Source organism: Gordonibacter pamelaeae (assembly GCF_003340385.1).
GTDB lineage: Bacteria > Actinomycetota > Coriobacteriia > Coriobacteriales > Eggerthellaceae > Gordonibacter > Gordonibacter pamelaeae.
Map to the genome: position 1 here is coordinate 219275 of NZ_PPTS01000001.1, position 18653 is coordinate 237927.

General features: G+C 66.9%; 17 protein-coding genes and 1 pseudogene. 14 read left to right on the forward strand and 4 right to left on the reverse strand.

The window, feature by feature from the left end:
- Together C1877_RS00930 and C1877_RS00935 are read left to right on the forward strand one after the other, a co-directional pair.
- On the forward strand, positions 1-660 hold the full coding sequence (locus tag C1877_RS00930; protein ID WP_015539142.1) for an ABC transporter ATP-binding protein: 660 nt from the start codon (positions 1-3) through the stop codon (positions 658-660).
- A 32-nt stretch (positions 661-692) separates the two neighbouring features.
- Positions 693-1931, forward strand: coding sequence for an MFS transporter (locus C1877_RS00935; protein ID WP_114568106.1), 1239 nt, complete (start codon positions 693-695; stop codon positions 1929-1931).
- A gap of 3 nt (positions 1932-1934) precedes the next feature.
- Here the strand turns inward: C1877_RS00935 and C1877_RS15240 are convergent.
- Positions 1935-2138: pseudogene (locus C1877_RS15240) on the reverse strand (DUF4418 family protein); the annotation flags it as partial.
- Between the two features lie 23 nt (positions 2139-2161).
- Between C1877_RS15240 and C1877_RS15415 the strand changes: the two are divergent.
- Both C1877_RS15415 and C1877_RS00950 read left to right on the forward strand, forming a co-directional pair.
- Positions 2162-2422 carry a hypothetical protein gene (locus C1877_RS15415; protein WP_220149881.1) on the forward strand — a complete coding sequence of 87 codons (261 nt, stop codon included), beginning with the start codon at positions 2162-2164 and terminating at the stop codon, positions 2420-2422.
- Positions 2423-2643: 221 nt separating this feature from the next.
- The gene (locus C1877_RS00950) at positions 2644-4731 is read left to right on the forward strand and encodes a glutamine synthetase III family protein (protein ID WP_041239126.1); all 2088 of its coding nucleotides are present in this window, start codon (positions 2644-2646) and stop codon (positions 4729-4731) included.
- 56 nt (positions 4732-4787) lie between these two features.
- Here C1877_RS00950 and C1877_RS00955 read toward each other — a convergent pair whose 3' ends face one another.
- Together C1877_RS00955 and C1877_RS00960 are read right to left on the reverse strand one after the other, a co-directional pair.
- Positions 4788-6089 carry a sensor histidine kinase gene (locus C1877_RS00955; protein ID WP_015539139.1) on the reverse strand — a complete coding sequence of 434 codons (1302 nt, stop codon included), beginning with the start codon at positions 6087-6089 and terminating at the stop codon, positions 4788-4790.
- Positions 6083-6775, reverse strand: coding sequence for a response regulator transcription factor (locus C1877_RS00960; RefSeq protein ID WP_015539138.1), 693 nt, complete (start codon positions 6773-6775; stop codon positions 6083-6085). Before C1877_RS00960 ends, C1877_RS00955 begins: the two co-directional genes overlap by 7 nt.
- 173 nt (positions 6776-6948) lie before the next feature.
- On the opposite strand from C1877_RS00960, the gene C1877_RS00965 reads away from it, so the two are divergent.
- The 6 genes from C1877_RS00965 to C1877_RS00990 all read left to right on the forward strand — a co-directional run bounded on the left by C1877_RS00965 (position 6949) and on the right by C1877_RS00990 (position 13805).
- Positions 6949-7878: a polyphosphate polymerase domain-containing protein gene (locus C1877_RS00965; RefSeq protein WP_015539137.1), complete on the forward strand. Its 930-nt coding sequence runs from the start codon at positions 6949-6951 to the stop codon at positions 7876-7878.
- The gene (locus C1877_RS00970) at positions 7871-8566 is read left to right on the forward strand and encodes a DUF4956 domain-containing protein (RefSeq protein WP_114568108.1); all 696 of its coding nucleotides are present in this window, start codon (positions 7871-7873) and stop codon (positions 8564-8566) included. The genes C1877_RS00965 and C1877_RS00970 overlap by 8 nt, the downstream gene beginning before the upstream one ends.
- Before the next feature lie 263 nt (positions 8567-8829).
- Complete coding sequence (locus tag C1877_RS00975) at positions 8830-10641, forward strand: carbohydrate-binding domain-containing protein (protein WP_244909760.1); 1812 nt, start codon at positions 8830-8832, stop codon at positions 10639-10641.
- Between the two features lie 335 nt (positions 10642-10976).
- Positions 10977-11900, forward strand: a complete 924-nt coding sequence (locus tag C1877_RS00980; RefSeq protein ID WP_015539136.1) for a branched-chain amino acid transaminase — start codon at positions 10977-10979, stop codon at positions 11898-11900.
- A gap of 14 nt (positions 11901-11914) precedes the next feature.
- Positions 11915-13501: a citramalate synthase gene (gene cimA / locus C1877_RS00985; protein WP_015539135.1), complete on the forward strand. Its 1587-nt coding sequence runs from the start codon at positions 11915-11917 to the stop codon at positions 13499-13501.
- A gap of 1 nt (position 13502) precedes the next feature.
- A complete protein-coding gene (locus tag C1877_RS00990) occupies positions 13503-13805 on the forward strand; it encodes a YerC/YecD family TrpR-related protein (protein ID WP_015539134.1) in 303 nt (100 codons plus the stop codon).
- A gap of 9 nt (positions 13806-13814) precedes the next feature.
- Here the strand turns inward: C1877_RS00990 and C1877_RS00995 are convergent, their stop codons facing one another.
- Entirely contained in the window at positions 13815-14777 is a 963-nt protein-coding gene (locus C1877_RS00995) for a hypothetical protein (RefSeq protein WP_114568110.1), read from the reverse strand.
- Positions 14778-15000: 223 nt separating this feature from the next.
- Here C1877_RS00995 and C1877_RS01000 point away from each other — a divergent pair, with 223 nt between their 5' ends.
- The 4 genes from C1877_RS01000 (at position 15001) to C1877_RS01015 (ending at position 18652) form a co-directional block, all read left to right on the forward strand.
- Entirely contained in the window at positions 15001-15963 is a 963-nt protein-coding gene (locus C1877_RS01000; protein ID WP_041240092.1) for a DUF5692 family protein, read from the forward strand.
- Between the two features lie 99 nt (positions 15964-16062).
- Entirely contained in the window at positions 16063-16761 is a 699-nt protein-coding gene (locus C1877_RS01005) for a TetR/AcrR family transcriptional regulator (RefSeq protein WP_015539132.1), read from the forward strand.
- 139 nt (positions 16762-16900) lie between these two features.
- On the forward strand, positions 16901-17971 hold the full coding sequence (locus C1877_RS01010) for a C40 family peptidase (protein WP_114568111.1): 1071 nt from the start codon (positions 16901-16903) through the stop codon (positions 17969-17971).
- Positions 17972-18091: 120 nt separating this feature from the next.
- Positions 18092-18652 (forward strand): NAD(P)H-dependent oxidoreductase, encoded by a 561-nt coding sequence (locus C1877_RS01015; protein ID WP_015539130.1) that lies wholly within the window; start codon positions 18092-18094, stop codon positions 18650-18652.
- Position 18653 lies beyond the last annotated feature (1 nt).

Genomic DNA, 18653 nt, shown 5'->3' on the forward strand with positions numbered 1-18653 from the left:
ATGAGCAAGCTGAAAGTGGAGGACCTGGGCAAGTCCTACGACGGCAACGTCATCTTGGAGAACATCTCGTTCGCGGCGGAGCCGGGCGATTCCATCGCCTTCGTGTCGCCCTCTGGGTCGGGCAAGTCGACGCTGCTGTCCATGCTGGGGCTGCTGCTGTCGTCCACCACGGGCACCGTTGTCGTGGACGGGCAGGACAGCGATGCGCTGGGCGACAAGGAGCTGTCGCGCCTGCGCCGCGAGACGTTCGGCTTCGTGTTCCAGCATACCCAGCTGGTAGGTTCGCTGCGTGCCGTGGAGAACGTCATGGCGCCCGCCAACTTCGCCGGCAAGCTGCCGTTCGACGCCCGCGAGCGCGCCGAGCAGCTGCTGGGCGGCCTGGGGTTGGCCGACCGCCTCATGCACTACCCCTACCAGCTGAGCATCGGGCAGAAGCGCCGCGTGTCCGTGGCGCGCGCCCTGCTCTTGGACCCGCCCATCGTCATTGCCGACGAGCCCACGAACGACCTTGATGCCGACAGTTCCTCCAGCGTTGCCGACACGCTGTTCGAGCGCGCCGCAAACGGTGGTATCCTGCTGTTCGCGACGCACGACCGCGAGCTGGCCTCGCGCGCCTCGCGCGTCATGCATCTGGAAGGGAAGACGTTCGTGGAGCGGTAGCGCCCGGCGTCGGGTTCAGGGGGACGGTGCCGGTGAAGAATTTCGACCGCGGGGTGTACCGCGCGGTTCTCAAGGTGAGGGAGGCCTACGCGTTCGACGCGGGCGGCATCCTCATGCGCGTGTACGCCTACATGGCCACCATCGGGTCCATCTCCATGTTGACGCTGGCGGGGTATTCGTTCTTCCTCGCGGGCACGGTGTCGTCCACCATCGCGCTGGCCACGTTCCTCATCTCGCCGCGCGTCTCCAAGCTGGTGGACGAGCGCGGCCAGCACGCGGTGGTGCCGAAGGCGGCGGTGGTCACGCTCGTGGGGCTTGCCCTCATGCTGGCAACCGTGAGCCTGGGCGGGCCCATCGCGCTGTGCTACGTGGCCGCCGTGCTCATGGGGTTCATCCCCAACGCCCAGGCGCTCACGCGCGCCCGCTGGACGTACCTGGTACGCGCGGGACGGCTGGGCGAGGACGCCCCCACGCTGAAGACCGTGTTCTCCTACGAGGGCATCATCGACGACGTTGCCTTCATGGTGGGGCCGGCGGCCTCCATCGCCCTGGCCGCGGCCCTCTTTCCGGCGGCCGGCATGCTGGCGGGCGGCGTGTGCTTCGCCGTGGGCGTCGTGGTGCTCACGCTCTCCCGATCGACCGAGCCCACGGTGGGAAGCGTCGGCGCCGGGGAGCCCCCGAAGCACCGTCGCAGCATCATCGCCACCTCGTCGGTCGTGCGCGTGCTGTTTGCGCTCATGTTCTTCCTCGGCGCGTTCTACGGGGTGTTCGACACGGCCACCGTGTCGCTGGCCGAGGACGTGGGGAACCCGTCGGCCGCCAGCGTCATCCTCATCGTGGCCGCGTGCGTGTCCATTGCGTCCGGGTTCCTGTTCGGCATGATCCGCCTGACCATTCCGCAGTACGCCCAGCTCGCGGCCGTGAGCTTGCTGGTGGGGTGCGCCTACGGCACCATGGTGTTCATCGGGTCCATCGAGTCGCTGTTCGTGGTGTCCACCGTGGCGGCGATGTTCTACGCGCCGTTCTTCATCACGGCGAACGCCACCTGCGAGCGCATGGTGCCGGGCGACCGCCTGACCGAGGCCATCACCTGGATGAACTCCGGGAGCATCTGCGGCCTGGCGTTCGGGCCCACCCTGGGCGGCGCGCTCATCGACCAGCTGGGAACCACGGCCAGCTTCGGCTTCGGCGCCGTGCTGGCCGTGATGGTGCCCGTCATCGCGTTCGCGTGCCTGCCCCTGCTGAAGCGGCACGAGCGGCAGCCTCGCTAGCCGCTACAGCTTCATCTTTGGCAGCTCGGCGCCCTTTGGGTCCGCCTTGGCTGCCTGCACGATGCCCACGACGAGGGCGATGCCGGCGGCAACCCACAGCACGAGCCCCGTCTGGTGGCAGGACATGTCGGGGTTGGCGCACAGGCCGATGCCCGCGGGGGTGGTCAACAGCACGGTCGCCGCGGCCACGGCGACCGTGGCGATGCCGGCGAAGCGGCGCCCCCTCCTTCGTGCGGCCTGCCAGCGCCAGCAGCGCCGTGACCACGCCCGCCGCGCCCACGAGCGTCGTGGCGACGAACGTCCAGTGGCACTTCATGGGCACGGTCCCTCCGGCTGCCGTCTCCACCGGCTTCGCGCAGCCGCCCATGAGCACCGACACCGCGACGACGGCCGCCATGGCCATCACCCCCACCACCGCCAAAAGCATCCATGCCCGCCTGCCCATGTCGCAGCCTCGCTTCCCTATTGTTTTCGAGCACTTATTATCATAACGCAAATAGTTGACTGACACTACGATAAACGGCGAAGTGCAGGCGGGAGGCGCCCACGCCCGTAACCTCTCCGAAACAATGAGCCGTTAGTTTGATGACGGCATGCTGAAAGTGCGTTTCCCCTGCGAAGCATGGTATCGTATACGGCGATTGAATCCGCGCGCACGCGGCGCGACGGCCCCGGTAGACGCCGGGCCGGCAAGGTGAGGAGCTAAAGCCCTATGGCACGAGTTTCGGATACGTACGGCTCGATGGTGTTCAACGAGCACACGATGCAGGAGCGTCTGCCCTCGGCGACGTACAAGAGCCTGCTCAAGACCATGAAGCAAGGCGAGCCGCTGGAGATAGAGGTGGCCAACGTCGTGGCCCACGCCATGAAGGAGTGGGCCATCGAGAAGGGCGCCACGCACTTCACGCACTGGTTCCAGCCGCTCTCCGGCATCACGTCCGAGAAGCACGACAGCTTCCTCGACCCGGTGAGCGACGGCCGCGCCATCATGAGCTTCTCCGGCAAGGAGCTCATCTCGGGCGAGTCCGATGCGTCGTCGTTCCCGTCCGGCGGCCTGCGCGCCACGTTCGAGGCCCGCGGCTACACGGCGTGGGACCCCACCTCCTACGCGTTCGTGAAGGACGAGGTGCTGTGCATCCCCACCGCCTTCTGCTCCTACACCGGCGAGGCGCTCGACAAGAAGACGCCGCTTCTGCGCTCCATGAGCGCCATCGAGGAGCAGGCGAACCGCGTGCTCGCGCTGTTCGGCTGGGAGCCGCAGCGCGTCGTGCCCACGGTGGGCGCCGAGCAGGAGTACTTCCTCATCTCCGAGAAGGACTACGCCAAGCGGCAGGACCTCGTGATGTGCGGCCGCACGCTGTTCGGCTACGCCCCGTGCAAGGGCCAGGAGCTGGAGGAGCACTACTTCGGCGCCATCCGCCCCACGGTGAACGAGTTCATGAAGGAGCTCGACGACGAGCTGTGGGCCCTCGGCGTGCCGGCGCGCACGAAGCACAACGAGGTGGCCCCCGCGCAGCACGAGCTGGCGCCCATCTTCACGAACGCGAACCGTGGTGTGGACGAGAACCTGCTCACCATGGAGAAGATGCGCCTTCTGGCGTCGCACTACGGCCTGGTGTGCCTGCTGCACGAGAAGCCGTTCGAGGGCATCAACGGCTCCGGCAAGCACAACAACTGGTCGCTGTCGGCCAGCAAGAACCTGTTCGACCCGGGCGAGAGCCCCATGGACAACCTGCGCTTCCTCGTGTTCCTCACCGCGGTGATCCAGGCGGTGGACGACTATCAGGAGCTGCTGCGCATGTCGGTGGCCTCCGCCGGCAACGACCATCGACTCGGCGCCGACGAGGCGCCCCCGGCCATCGTGTCCATCTTCCTGGGCGACGAGCTGGACGCCATCGTGGATGCGCTCGTGGACGACCACGAGTACGAGAGCGCCGAGAAAGTGGCCATGGACCTGGGCGTGGACGTGCTGCCGAACTTCCTGAAGGACAACACCGACCGCAACCGCACCTCGCCGTTCGCGTTCACGGGCAACAAGTTCGAGTTCCGCATGCCCGGCTCGAACGTGAACCTGTCCGACGCGAACATGATCTTGAACACCGCCGTGGCGAAGAGCTTCAAGGACTTCGCCGACGCCATGGAGGGCAAGGAGGGCGACGAGTTCGAGACGGCAACCATCGCCTACATCCGCAAGACGCTCAAGGCCCACCGGCGCATCATCTTCAACGGCAACGGCTATGCGGAAGAATGGGAGCGCGAGGCCGAGCGCCGCGGGCTGGCGAACCACCGCACCACGGCCGATGCGCTGCCGTGCTTCGTGGACCCGAAGAGCATCGCGCTGTTCGAAGGGCTCGGGGTGCTTTCCGAGGCCGAGGTCCGCAGCCGCTACGAGGTGAAGCTGGAGAAGTACAACAAGCTGCTGAACATCGAGGCCCGTACCATGAAGCGCATGGTGCGCCGCGCCTACCTCCCCGCCATCAACGACTACGCCGCCGAGGTGGCGCGCGGCATCACGGCCGTCCGCGCCGCGGCCGCCGATGCCGAGGTGGGCCAGCAGGAGGCCCTGCTGCACAAGCTGCTCGCCGGCGTGAAGGAGATCGACGCCCAGCTGCAGGCGCTCGACGCCGCGCACCACGCCGCCCTTGGGCTGCCCGACCAGCAGCAGCGCGCGAACAAGTACGCCCACGAGATCGTGCCCATCATGGAGAAGCTGCGCGCCGCCGTGGACGAGATGGAGGTCGTCACCGACCGCGACCACTGGCCGGTGCCCACCTACAACGACATGCTGTTCTACGTGTAGGGTTCCGCGGGTCGAGCTGCAAGCAGGTGCCGCGCCCATCGGACGGGCGAGCGCGATCAGCTTTCCGCTGTTGGCAGCGTGAGCGTGAACGTCGTGCCGCTCGTCTCGTCGCTCTCGGCGGAAAGCGTGCCGCCATGTTCCTCGGCGATGGCGCGAGCGATGGCCAGGCCCAGGCCGTGCCCGCTATCGTCGCACGTGCGGGCCTTGTCGGCACGGTAGAAGCGGTCGAACACATGCGGCAGGTCCTCGGGCGCGATGGCGGAGCCGGTGTTGCGCACGGCGAGCTCTACCTGGCGCGCGGTGCGGCGCAGCTCGGTGTCCACGCTTCCGCCCTCGTCGGCGTACTTGCAGGCGTTGTCCAAGAGCGTGCCCGCGAGCTTGCGCAAAAGGGGCGCGTTGCCGCAGACGGCCACGCCCGGCTCCAGCTGGGAGCGCAGCTCCACCTTGCGCTCGAACGCCACGGACTCGAACTGCAGCAACTCGCCTTCCACAAGGTCGGTCAGGTCGAGGCGCTCCATGGGAGGCTTCTCCGCGCCTTCGTCCGTCTGGGCGAGCAGCAGCAGGTCGCCCACCAGGCTCTGCATCTGCTCGGCTTCGTGCTGGGTGCTCTCCACCCACTGGCTTTGGCTGGCCACGCTGCGCTCGGGACGCTCGAGGAGGATAGACGTGTTCGCCAAGATCACCGTGAGCGGCGTCTTCAGGTCATGGGACGCGTCGGCCACGAATCGGCGCTGTTGAACCCATGCGCGCTCCACCGGCCGCAGCGCCCAGCGCGAGAAGAACACGCTTATCACGAGGAACGCTGCGAGCGCCGCCACGCCAACGCCCGCAAGCGTGAGGGCGAGCGTCTGCCAGCCGTTCGCCGCGCTCATGTCGGCGAACGCAAGATAGACCGTCCCGGCTGCGGCGCGCTTTTCGTAGAACAGCCCGAGGCCGTCCAAGCTGCCGAATCCTTCAGGCGCGTCGGCTAGCTGCTCGGCGGCTTGGGCAAGCACGCCATCGGCGAGCGAGGCTGTCGTGCGCGTCTGCACGGCCTCGAGCGCGTTGCCGTTGCTCACCGAGAACACGGCTACGGGGGTTGCCGGGTCCGACCCGCCCCGCTTGCCGCCGATCTCGGGCGGGGTCGCGCCTTCGCTCGCCGTGCCAGCGGGAGCCTGCCCGCCCAAGTCGTCTCCGCCGCCGAACGGCCCGCCAGCCGTCTCGCCTGCGTGCGCAACGGCCGCGTCGAGCGCCTCCTGCACGCGGGCGACGCTTTGCTGGTGGTCGATCACGCAGATGGCAGTGAACACCACGGCCAGCACCACGGCCACGGTGGCCATGTTGAGTGCGACGAACTTGAGGCGCAGCTTCTTCAGCATGATGTGTCCTCCTCCGCGTTGACGGAGAAGCGGTAACCGGCGCGCCGCAGCGTCTCGATGCGTGCCGATGATCCCAAGAACTTCATCTTCTTGCGCAGAAACGACACGTATGCCTCCACGTTGTTGTCCTCCGCAGTGGATTCGACGCCCCACACCTTCTCGATGATCAGGTCTTTCGATACCACGGCCCCAGCGTTGGCTATGAGCACCTTCGCGAGGCAGAACTCCTTGTAGCTAAGGTGGATGGACTTCGCGCCGCACGAGAGGTCGTGGCTTTCCAGATTGAGTTCGAGGTCGCCGGCGGACAGCTTCTCGAACAGCACCTCGCCCTGGCGCCGGGTGAGCGCGCGCAGATGCGCGAGTAGCTCTGCGGGGGCGAAGGGCTTGGTCATGTAGTCGTCTGCGCCGCTGTCGAGGCCCGTGATCTTGTCGGGTACCGCGTCGCGCGCGGTGAGCAGCAGCACGGGCGTGCTCACGCCCGTGCGACGCAGGTCGGCCACCACGGAAAATCCGTCTTTCTTCGGCAGCATGACGTCCAGCACGATCACGTCGTACCTTCCGACTTCGGCCCAGGCCAGACCCGTCGCGCCGTCATGCACGACATCGGTGCCATAGCCGTTTTCCTCAAGGATGTGGGCGAGCGCCCGCGCCAGCCGCACGTCGTCCTCGACGATGAGAATCTGCATGCCCGGAACCGCCTTCCTCGCGCTGTGTTCCCTCCATTGTATCGCCGTTGCTGAAACCTCCCTGAAAGAACCGGGGGATCATCTCATGCCCTGAAGGGTGCAGGCAGCCTTTCAGGGTTCTTTCAGCGTGGGCGGCTAGGATGATCGGCATGCTTGAAGGAAAGGAACCCTAAATGACTGCATTCACCGATGTGTTCGAGCGGAAGGAAGTCAAGTACCGCCTGGACGCCCGCCAAGCCGAGACGATGCGTCGTGCGCTCGAAGGGCACATGGAGCCTGACGCGTACGGCCGCACGACCGTGCGCAGCCTCTACCTCGACACGCCCGAGCGCACCCTTATAGAACGCTCGCTCGACAAGCCGCTCTACAAAGAGAAGCTGCGCCTGCGCTGCTACGGCGCGCTGGCCGACGACGGGCTCGTGTTCGTCGAGATCAAGAAGAAGTTCGAGGGTATCGTGTACAAGCGCCGCGTGGGGTGCTCCTATGCGGCGGCGCGCGCCTACTTGGGCGGCATGCCGTACGAGGACGCATGCGCCCGCTTCCCCCTGGCCGATCCGGTTGCGGCGGCCGAGTCGTGCGCGCCGCGCAGCCAGCAGATTGCCGCCGAGATCGACCAGCTCATCGCGCGTCACGCACCCCTTGCGCCCTCTATGCTCATAAGGTGCGAGCGCGTCGCCTACGCCCCGGCGCCCTTGCCTCCTGCCGACGTGCCTCGGGATCTGCGCATCACGTTCGATGAGCGCATCGCCTACCGAGACCTGTTCGCTCCGGGCTCCTCCATGACCCCGCTTTTGCGCGCGGGTGAGGCTGTCATGGAGGTCAAGGCCTCGGGTCCGTTTCCGCTGTGGCTCGTGGAGGCGCTCGATGCGAGCCGTGCGTACCCGACGTCGTTCTCCAAGTACGGCGCCGCGTACTGCGCGTGCGAGCCGACCCAACGGCCTGTGGCGGAGGTGCTTGAGGCCAAATGCAGGGACGTGCGCGCGGCGCAAGCAGCCGTCGGCCAGCAAGCCGAGCGGCTTGCGGCGTCTCTTCATGGCAGCCGTCCGCGACGCTTCCGCGCACCGATCATGACCTCTGCGAAGAAGGGAGGTCGCTGTGCTTGATTCGGCTTTGACCTCAATATTCGGAACAGCCGAATCGCTCGTGGCGGGCGTGTCGACCATCGACTTCCTGCTGTGCTGCGCCGCTTCCATCGTGCTGGGCGCGGCGGTGGCGGCCATCTACATGTTCCGCCACACGTACTCGAAGAACTTCGTGGTGACGCTCGCGCTGCTGCCGCTCATCGTGCAGATGGTCATCACGCTGGTGAACGGCAACCTGGGCGCGGGCATCGCGGTGATGGGCGTGTTCAACCTCGTGCGCTTCCGTTCCATTCCCGGCAGCGCGAAGGACATCGGCAACGTGTTTCTGGCCATGGCCATCGGCTTGGCTACGGGTATGGGATTCATTGCGCTGGCGGTGCTGTTCACCGTCATCGTGGGCATTGTGAACGTGGTGTACGTGCTCTCGCCGTTCGGCAAGCAGAAGGCGCCCGAGAAGACGCTCAAGATCACCATCCCCGAGGACCTTGAGTACGACGGCGTGTTCGACGATGTGCTGGCGCGCTACACTGACGAGCACGAGCTCGTGGAAGTGCAGACCACCAACATGGGCAGCCTGTTCCTGCTCGAGTACGCGGTGAGGATGAAGGCGCCCGGCATCGAAAAGCGCATGATCGACGAGGTGAGGTGCTTGAACGGCAACCTCAAGGTGGTGCTGGGGAGCGCGGCGGCTAGTAAGGATGTGCTGTGATGAAGAAGATCCTATCGAAACTCTCACGTGGGCGGCGCGGGGCAACGCCCAGTCGCTCGGACAGTCCTCGCTGCGCTGCGGAACTCGCTTGGTGGGCGTCGCCCCGCGCCGCGGGTCGTAGCATCTCTGTTGTCGCGTTATGCTCCTTACTCGCCGGGACGCTTGGGGGGTGTTCGGGTCCGACGATTTCCGAAACTGATGGGTCTGACGTTGCTGCTTCCTCTTCCACTTCCACTTCGACCGAGGCGGCTTCTTTTGAGGAGGTGGCGGCTGCGTTCGATGTGGCGGCGCTCGACTTGGAGTATTCCAACCGGGACAAGGATGCTTCCTATGACGACGCTTCGGCCACGCATATCGTGCTGAGCGGGGCGACGGCTACGGTCGATGGGGACGGGGCTTCGGTCGAGGGGTCGACGGTGACCATCTCGGCGGAGGGCACCTACGTGGTGTCGGGCTCGCTTGATGACGGACGGTTGGTGGTGGAGGTTGCCGATACTGACAAGGTTCAGGTGGTGCTCAACGGCGCGAGCATCCACAACGAGGACGGGCCGGCGTTCTATGTGAGGCAGGCGGACAAGTGCTTCGTCACGTTGGCGGACGGCACGACGAACACGCTCACGGACGGGACGGACTACGTGCTGGAAGACGGCTCCGACGGGCCCTACGCCACCCTGTTCAGCCGGGCCGACCTCACGCTGAACGGTTCGGGCACCTTGACGGTGACGAGCTCCTACCGTCATGCGGTGTGCTCGAAGGACGACCTCGTCATCACGGGCGGCACCTATGTGGTGGATGCGGTGGAGGACGCCCTGCGCGGGCGCGACTGCGTGAAGATCGCGGACGGTGACTTCACGCTGACCGCCGGCGGCGACGGCATCAAGTCGAACAAGGATACCAAGGCGACCAAGGGCTTCGTGTCCATCGACGGGGGCACGTTCACTATCCAGGCTGGCGACGACGGCATTCAGGCGCAGACGTACCTGCGCATCGCGGGCGGCCAGCTGGACGTCACGGCCGCCGATGACGCGCTGCACTCCGACCTCGAGGGCATCGTGGCGGGCGGAGCGCTCACGATAGAGGCGGGCGACGACGCGTTCCATGCCGAGACGAAGCTCGTCATCGATGGTGGCACCGTCGATGTGACCAGCTGCTACGAGGGTTACGAGGCCGAGAAGATCTACGTGAACGGCGGCGAGACGCATATCGTGGCCAGCGACGACGCGGTGAACGCGGCGGCTGCCGACCTCTCCGGTGATGAGGCCGACGCGACGGCAACTACGACCGATGCCAGAGCGGCCGAGAGCTTCGACCCCGCCGCAACGGGCGAGATGCCCGACGGAGCCGAGCCCCCCGCCATGGACGCCGGCGCGATGCCACAGGACGGCGCTATGCCCGGCGGCATGGGCGGTGCCATGGGCGAGCGCGAGCAGAACGGCGGCATGCCCGACAACGCCTTCGCCGAGGGCGGCGCGCCCACCATGGGCGACGAGAACTGCCTTATCCAGGTCAACGGCGGCTACACCGTGCTCGACGCGGCAGGCGACGCGGTGGACAGCAACGGCTCGGTCGAGGTCACCGGCGGCGTGCTGCTGGTCAACGGTCCCATGAGCGGCGGCGACGGCGCGTTCGACTACGACCTCACGGCCACGGTGACGGGCGGCACGGCGCTCATGGTGGGCTCCACCGGCATGGCCCAGAACTTCACGAGCGGCGAGCAGCCCTTCGCCTTCATCACGGCCAGCGGCAACGCGGGCGACAGCGTCGCGGTCGCCAACGCCGACGGCACGGTGGTGGCGTCGCTCATGGCGGCGAAGCAGTTCGGCATGGTGCTGGTCTCGAGCCCCGCATTCGAGGAGGGCGGCAGCTACTCGCTGGTCATCGGCGGCCAGGTGAGCGGCGCGAACGCCGACGGCTACGCAGATGTCGGCACCGTGAGCGGCGGCACGACCGCCGAAATCACCGCCTCCACCACGGCTTCCGGCGGCATGGGAGGCCTCGGCATGGGAGGCGGCGGCATGCCCGCCGGCCAAGGCGGCGACATCCAGCGCGGCATGCGCGGCGGCGCCCTGCAGTAAGGCCGGCCGGCGCACGGCACGGGACTCCGTCCCGTGCCGTGCCAACGTTCCGTCCGCGCTAGTCGGCTCTCGGCGCTCCGGCTGTCGGTGCTTCGCCCTCCGCTCGCAAACGCCCCCTCGCCCCTCGGCCTGCTTTCGGTGCCGGTTTTCTGTCGCTTCGCCGGAAACCGCGGCGCGCTTTAGCCTATTGGAGTACAATGAGCGAACGATCAAGAACGATACCCGCACGTCAGACCGCATGGGCTCGTTCGCCCGCCCGATTGCCGGCACGGCCGGGAGCGGGGCGAACGATTGCATGCGGCGGCGTCCGACCCGAGGCGAGAAGGGACGCGATCATGGCCGACATCACCGAAGTGGAGTACATCTGGAAGAACGGGGAGATGATCCCCTGGGCCGAGGCCACCACGCATATCTTGTCCCACTCGCTGCACTACGGCTCCGGCGTGTTCGAGGGCATCCGCTGCTACCAGAATCCCGAGAACGGCAAGAGCCATGTGTTCCGCCTGCGCGACCACATGGAGCGCCTGCACCGCAGCTGCAAGATCGCCTGCATCGAGCTGCCCTACACGGTGGACGAGCTGTGCGACGCCACGCTGGAGCTCATCCGCAAGAACAACCTGCCGTCGTGCTACATCCGCCCGCTCGTGTACCGCGGCTACGGCGTGATGGGCGTCGATCCCACCGGCTCGCCCACCGACGTGGCCATTGCCGTGTGGCCGTGGGAGAGCTACCTGGGCGCCGACGCGCTGGAGAACGGCGTGGCCGTGGGCGTGTCCTCGTGGCGCCAGCGCTCGAACAACGCCATCCCTCCCGCGGTGAAGAGCACGGCGTCCTACATGAACTCCATCTTGGCGAAGCTCGAGGCCAAGGAGCATGGCTACGCCGAGGCCATCATGCTGAACGAGGCCGGCCTTGTGTGCGAGGGCACCGGCGAGAACCTGTTCATCGTGCGCGACGGCGTGCTGTCCACGCCGCCCCTGTCCGACGGCCTGCTGGAGGGCATCACGCGCGACACGGTGCTCTGTCTGGCCGACGACCTGGAGATCCCCGCTATCGAGGAGAGCCTCACCCGTAGCGACCTCTACATCGCCGACGAGGTGTTCATGACCGGTTCCGCCGCCGAGCTCACGCCCATCGGCAGCGTCGACGGTCGCGAGATCGGCAAGCCGGGCGAGGTCACCCGCGCCCTGCAGGACCGCTACTTCGCCGTGGCCTACGGCCAGATCGACGACTACGCCGACTGGCTCGCGGAAGTATAAGCGCGACAAAGGCCATGACCCAGAAGATTCTCACCTACGACAGCACGCTGCGCGACGGGGAGCAGAGCGAGGGCATCACGCTCTCGCTCGAGGACAAGCTGCGCATCGTGGAGCGGCTCGATGCGTTCGGCATCGATGCCATCGAGGGCGGCTTCCCCGCGTCGAACCCCAAAGACATCGCGTTCTTCCAGCGCGTGCGGGAGCTGCCCCTTGCGCACGCGCGCATCGCGGCGTTCGGCTCCACGTGCAAGAAGGGCGTGGCGGCGGCCGACGACCAGGGGCTCGCCGACCTTGTGGCCAGCGGCGCGCCCATCGTCACCATCGTGGGCAAGACGTGGGATGCCCAGGTGACGCGCGCACTGCTCACCACGCTCGACGAGAACCTGCGCATGATCGCCGATTCGGTGGCGTTCCTGAAGGCGCAGGGCCGCGAGGTGGTGTTCGACGCCGAGCACTTCTTCGACGGCTACAAGGCCAACCCCGCCTACGCGCTCGCCTGCGTGCGCGCGGCCAGCGAGGCCGGCGCCCACTCTATCGACCTCTGCGAGACGAACGGCGGCGCGCTGCCGCATGAGGTGGGCGAGATCGTGGCCGCCGTGGCGGCCGAGCTGCCGGGGCAGCGCATCGGTATCCACTGCCACAACGATTCGGGCTGCGCCGTGGCGAACACGCTGGCCGCCGTGCGCGCCGGGGCGACCCAGGTGCAGGGCACCGTCAACGGCTTCGGCGAGCGCGTGGGCAACACCGACCTGCTCACCACGATCGCCGACCTGGAGCTGAAGATGGGCTGCTCCACCGTCGGCCCCGACAAGCTGCGCCAGCTGACCAGCGTGTCGCAGTTCGTGGCCGAGACCTGCAACATGGCCGTGCCCACGCACCATCCCTACACGGGCGCATCGGCGTTCGCGCACAAGGGCGGGCTGCACGCCAGCGCCATCGCGCGGTTTCCGGAAGCCTACGAGCACACGCGCCCCGAGAACGTGGGCAACGCGCAGCGCATGCTGGTGAGCGAGCTAGCGGGCAAGGCGTCGCTCGTGGCGAAGGCGGCCAGCCTAGGCGTCGACCTGGCCGCGCATCCCGAGCAGGCGCAGGCCATCCTCGACGACATCAAGGCGCGCGAGGCGCAGGGCTACTCCTACGAGGTGGCCGACGGCTCGCTCGCCGTGCTGCTGCAGTGGCACCTGGGCACCTACCGGCCGCACTTCACGCTGGAGAGCTTCCGCGTCATCGTGGACGACCACGAGGACACCGGCGCCCGCGCGAAGGACGCCATGAGCGAGGCCACCATCAAGATACACGTGGGCGACGAGCGCTTCGTGGCCACGGGCGAGGGCACCGGCCCCGTGGGCGCGCTCGACAACGCGCTGCGCCTGGCCATCACGCAGTTCTTCCCCGAGGTGGCGGGCATGGAGCTGGTGGACTACAAAGTGCGCATCCTCGACGAGAACGTGGGCACGGGCGCCATCACCCGCGTCGTCATCACCACGCGCGACGCCGAGGGCACCTGGGGAACCATCGGCGTCTCCGAGAACATCATCGAGGCGTCATGGAACGCACTGGTCGACTCAATAGAGTACGGCCTGATGAGAATGGGGAAGTAGCATGAGCGATCTCAGGACGCCGGAGGTGGAGGACCTGCTGCGCGTGTTCGCCGCGCTCGATGACGAGGACACCGTCTACACGCTGCTGGAGGACTTGTTCACCATCCGCGAGATCAAGGAGACCTCGCAGCGGTTGGCCGTGGCGCGCCTGCTGGATGCCGGCAAGTCCTACGCCGCCATCGAGGAGGCCACGGGCGCCTCGGCCACCACCATCGCGCGCGTGTCGAAATGCCTAAGCTACGGCTCCGGCGGCTACAACGCCGCCCTCAACGCGCTGGACGACGCTCAGGCCTCGGGCCGGTAGGCGCGCCCGTCACCCCGCGACGGGCGCGGCGTCGTCGTCCGGGAGCGCTGGGGCCTGCGGCTTGCCCGCAGCCGGCGCGGGCAAGGCTACCGGGTCGCCGTACTCGTCGATCGTGCCGTTCGCACGCCCTTCCAGGTAGACCGCGCGCGCCTTGCCGCGCCGGAACGCCACGTCGGCACGGCCTGTGTGCAGCTGGTAGCAGTACCAGAACACGAACGGGATGCCGATGATACCGTTGAACAGGCCCCATCCTGCCATGAAGTCGGGGTTGAACCACGCGGCGCTGTTCATGATGGTGGGGAACAGCAGCGGGAAGCAGCTGCGCAGCAGAAGGTGCGCGCCCAGCGTGTAGATGCGCCCGGTGATGTAGAGCTCCGGCCGGCGCATGACAATGGGGTACAGCTCGGCCGCCGCCAGGATGCAGCAGGTGGACGCGAAGAACTCATGGCCCTCGGCGTACACGAAGCAGGCGTTCCAGGTGGTGTAGAGGAAGTTCCACATGGGCACGGTGTAGGAGAGGATCTCGCCGTGGCTGGAGGTGTCGTACTTCCAGAACTTGTCGCCGAACGGCATGGTGACGCACAGGATGAAGCCGGCGAGCGCGTTCATCATGTTGCCCATCTGCACGTCGCGCAGCGTGGCCTCGGCGATGTTGCAGAACACGATGCCGTACAGCACCCAGCGCACCCAGCGCTTGCGCATGGTCCGCCAGAACGGCGTGTCCTTCTGCTCCACGGCGGCGATGCGCCCGAGGCCGGCGAAGATGAGCGGCAGGATGACGGAGAGGTTCTTGGCCCAGCGGAACCAGTCGTCCCCGGGGATGTTGGCTATCCATAGCGGAATGGTGACGAGCGACACCACCCACACCCACATCGACGTGCGGTAATGCCGTCGCATGAACTCGGTGAGCAGCATGAGCAGCACGGTGTAGACAACCATCGAGATCGGCGTGACCCACACAGGCACGGTCATGGCGAAACCCCTTCCCCCGGTGAAGCGGCAGCTGCCGTGGAACGGCATGCGATGCCGGCAACGTTGACGCCGCCAGTCTAGCATCGCCGGCCATGCCGCTTCTTTCACAAACCGCCCTCCCGTGTGAAAGACTTCGCCTGCGAGCGCCCCGTATACTGCGGGCAAACGCGCGGTGGGCGAGGGGCTCATACGTGCACGGACTCGCATGAAGGGGGCGATCCTCGTGGGTATCCTGTACCAGGCCGAAGATCCGCTGTACTGGGCCATCTGGCTGTTCATCCTGTTCGCACTCATGGCGTTCAACGAGCTGGGGCGCGTGAAGCTGTGGGCCGGCATCGCGCTGTTCGCGGTGGTGCCGCTCGTGCTCACCGTCTTCGTGTGGCCCACCACGGCAGCGCCCGGCAACCCGTACGGCACGGGCACGTGGTTCAACTGGGTGAAGACGTACTCGGCGCTGGCGGGCTGCCTCGGCTTCATCGCGCTGCGCTTCGTGAAATGGCGCGGCGCGGACGGCCGCACGCACCACCTCTACGAGAAGCGCTGGGCGCTCTGCTTTCCGCCGCTCATCCTGGCCATCAACATCGCCGAGGCCGTGATCCGCGACTTCCAGGTGTTCGGCTTCGGGTTGTGGCAGGGCGGCATCGTAGAGAACCTGTGGACCATCTCCGGGCCGTGGAACATCATGAACGGCATTGCCGGCATCCTGAATATCGTCACCATCTGCGGCTGGTTCGGCATCTTCATCTCGAAGGACTCCGCCCGCGACATGATCTGGCCGGACATAATCTGGGCGTGGATCATCGCCTACGACCTGTGGAACTTCGCCTACACGTACAACTGCATCTCCGACCACTCCGCGTACTGCGGCCTGGCGCTCTTGCTGGCGTGCACCATCCCCACGTTCTTCATCAAGAAGGGGGCGTGGCTGCAGCATCGCGCGCAGACGCTCGGGCTCTGGATTATGTTCGTGATGACGGTGCCGCAGTTCGCCGACGTGCTGGCGCCCATCCCCACCACGCACAATCCCGCGGCGTTCTTCGCGGTGAGCCTGCTCGCGCTCGCCTCGAACGTGGCGCTGGCCGTGTTCCAGTTCCGCCGCATCCGGCAGCGCAAGCTCAACCCGCTCACCGACGAGCTGTACGTCGACACCAAGGCCTACCAGCGGGTCGTGGAGGAGAACAGCTAGGCCGCGCGCATGTCCGGCGCCTCTTCCCTCCCGTATAATGGACGCGTGCAGGAGCACCCCGCGCGCGTCCATGCGCGCTTCGGAGCGAGGGGAGGGGCCATGCGGCTGGGCACCAGGCAGACCAGATACGCGCCCGTGCAGCGCGAGTGCGGTCGCTCGCTCGCCGAGAGTCGGCGCCTCACGGGGCCGGCCGGCGACATCATGCTGGCGGCGCGCTCCCTGTTCGAGCGCCAGGGCGTGGCGAAGACCACGGTGAAGGACGTGGCCGCCGAGGCCGGCGTCACGCGCGAGCTGGTGTACTACTACTTCGAGAACAAGCAGGCCGTCGTGGACGCCGTATTGGACGATTACGTGGAAGACCTGGTGGAGAGCGTCATCGTGTGGAACGAGTCGCGCCGGTTCGGTGACACGTCGGGGTCGCTGCGCGCGTGCATCGCCACGTTCCGCCGCGCGCTCTACGACGCCGAGGGCAACCAGCGCCCCATGATAGCCGTGCTGGAGGAGCTGGGCGTGCGCGACGCATTCGACGTGCGCGCCGTGCGCGAGACGGTGGACTGCATCAACGGGAATATCGTGGCCGAGTACGCGGCGTACCATCAGGTGGAGATAGAGTTCGTGTACGAGATGTTCTGCGTGGTCATCTTCGGCCTGGTGGGCCTCGTGAAGATCAACCCCGCCATCTCCGACGAGGCGCTCATGAAGGTGGTGGAGCAGGCGCTGCATCTGGACATGGAACCGCTCGACGCTCCCGACGAGATACGCCACCCCAACCCACCTGCGGCTACGTGCGAAGCGTGAAGATTGGCGCGCGCGTTGCCGGGGCGTGTTATAGTCGTCACCGACGCGTTGACTGTGGAACGCCTGGCATTTATATGCTTTGACCTCGTATTATACCGAGCGAGGCGGCGTATCCCGGATCGCGAGGGAGGTTTGACGAATGAGCGAATCCACGCGCGGCCTTGACCGCCGCACGTTTTTGACAGGCGCTGCCGCACTGGGCGCGGCCGTGCTTTTGAAGCCGGCTCTGGCGTTCGCCGAGCCCACCGCCGCCGACAAGCTGGCGGAGGCCGACGCCGTCCGCGCGCGCATCGTGGACATGCAGGCGCAGCTGGACGTGGTCACGGAGCAGTACTACAAGGCGCTCGACGAGCACGCGGCTGCCCAGCAGGCCGTTGCCGATGCCCAGGCGCGCATCGACGAGGCGACCGCGCAGATCGCCGGATTGCAGGAGAAGCTGGGCTCCCGGGCCCGCAGCATGTACCGCACCGGGCAGTCCTCGGTGCTCGACTTCATCATGGGCGCCACCACGTTCGAGGAGTTCGCCCAGAATTGGGATCTGCTGGAGAAGCTGAACGACAACGACGCCAGCTTCGTGCAGCAGACGAAGGACCTGCGCGCCGAGGTCGAAGCCGCCAAGGCAGAGCTCGAGCGCCAGGAGCAGATTGCAGCCGAGGCGGCTGCCGAGGCCCAGCGCATCAAGGAGGACGCCGAGCGCTCGGTGGCGGAGCTGCAGGCGCTGCTCGCCCAGCTGGACGCTGAGGCCCAGTCGCTGCTTGCGCAGGAGCAGGAAGCGGCACGCCAGTCCGAGATAGCCGCGGCGCGCTCGCGTTCGTACGGCTACTCGGGCACGACGTCGCCCGTTCCATCCCAGGGCTCCGTGGTGGACTACGCGCTCTCGCGCATCGGCTGCCCCTACGTATGGGGTGCGGCCGGGCCGGATGCGTTCGACTGCTCGGGCCTGGTTCGTTGGGCGTATTTGCAAGTGGGCATGTCGCTTCCGCACCAGACCGAGGCGCTGTACAACGCGGCGAAGGCTCGCCTTCCCGTTTCCCAGGCGCAGCCCGGCGACGTGCTGTGGGTGGGCTACGGCGACGGCTACAACGGCCACGTGGGCATCGCCTGCAATGCGGGCGGCACCCACTACGTGCATGCCCCCACGTTCGGCGCCCGCGTGCGCGATACCGACGGCCTTGGCTGGGCCGGCTTCACCCATGCGCTGCGGTTTTAGGCCGCCGCTCGGCCCGGTTCGCTTTTCGCATTGCCCGCACCCGCGCCGCTCCCGGCGCGGGTGCGCTATTATAGGATGTGCGCCCTCGGAGGCGCACGATGATATACCGAAGGAGCTTTCATGACTACGCTGTTCGTGAACGCCTGCATGCGCGGAGAGGACTCGCGCACGCTCGCACTGTGCCGTGAATACCTGCAGGACAAAGAAGAGGTCGTCGAAGTCGACTTGGCCACGCTCGGCCTCAAGCCGTTCGACGCCCAGATGGTGGCCTACCGTACCGAGAAGCAGAAGGCGAAGGCATGGGACGATCCCATCTTCGACCTGTCGCACCAGTTCGCCGAGGCCGATGAGGTCGTCATCGGCGCGCCGTACTGGGACCTGTCGTTCCCGGCGGCGCTCAAGGTGTATATGGAGCATGTGAGCGTGTGCGACATCGCGTTCCACTACACCGAGGACGCGCGGTGCGAGGGCATCTGCAAGGCGGACCGCCTCACCTATATCGCGTCGTGCGGCGGGTTCGTGGAGGGCGCGAACTTCGGCTACGAGTACTTCTGCGGCATCGCCAAGATGTTCGGCATTCCCGAGACGCGGTTCGTGGCCGCCGAGGGGCTGGATATCGTGGGTATCGATGTGGAGGCCCAGATGGACAAGGCCCGAGCCCAGATAGCCGCGCTCGACTAGC

Excerpts from the sequence above, each read along its gene's own strand:
- C1877_RS01015 (WP_015539130.1), top strand. The coding sequence starts at position 18,092 with ATGACTACGCTGTTCGTGAACGCCTGCATGCGCGGAGAGGACTCGCGC.
- C1877_RS00980 (WP_015539136.1), top strand. The coding sequence starts at position 10,977 with ATGGCCGACATCACCGAAGTGGAGTACATCTGGAAGAACGGGGAGATG.
- cimA (WP_015539135.1), top strand. The coding sequence starts at position 11,915 with ATGACCCAGAAGATTCTCACCTACGACAGCACGCTGCGCGACGGGGAG.
- C1877_RS00930 (WP_015539142.1), top strand. The coding sequence starts at position 1 with ATGAGCAAGCTGAAAGTGGAGGACCTGGGCAAGTCCTACGACGGCAAC.
- C1877_RS01005 (WP_015539132.1), top strand. The coding sequence starts at position 16,063 with ATGCGGCTGGGCACCAGGCAGACCAGATACGCGCCCGTGCAGCGCGAG.
- C1877_RS00960 (WP_015539138.1), bottom strand. The coding sequence starts at position 6,775 with ATGCAGATTCTCATCGTCGAGGACGACGTGCGGCTGGCGCGGGCGCTC.
- C1877_RS01010 (WP_114568111.1), top strand. The coding sequence starts at position 16,901 with ATGAGCGAATCCACGCGCGGCCTTGACCGCCGCACGTTTTTGACAGGC.
- C1877_RS00950 (WP_041239126.1), top strand. The coding sequence starts at position 2,644 with ATGGCACGAGTTTCGGATACGTACGGCTCGATGGTGTTCAACGAGCAC.
- C1877_RS00995 (WP_114568110.1), bottom strand. The coding sequence starts at position 14,777 with ATGACCGTGCCTGTGTGGGTCACGCCGATCTCGATGGTTGTCTACACC.
- C1877_RS00990 (WP_015539134.1), top strand. The coding sequence starts at position 13,503 with ATGAGCGATCTCAGGACGCCGGAGGTGGAGGACCTGCTGCGCGTGTTC.
- C1877_RS00955 (WP_015539139.1), bottom strand. The coding sequence starts at position 6,089 with ATGCTGAAGAAGCTGCGCCTCAAGTTCGTCGCACTCAACATGGCCACC.
- C1877_RS00965 (WP_015539137.1), top strand. The coding sequence starts at position 6,949 with ATGACTGCATTCACCGATGTGTTCGAGCGGAAGGAAGTCAAGTACCGC.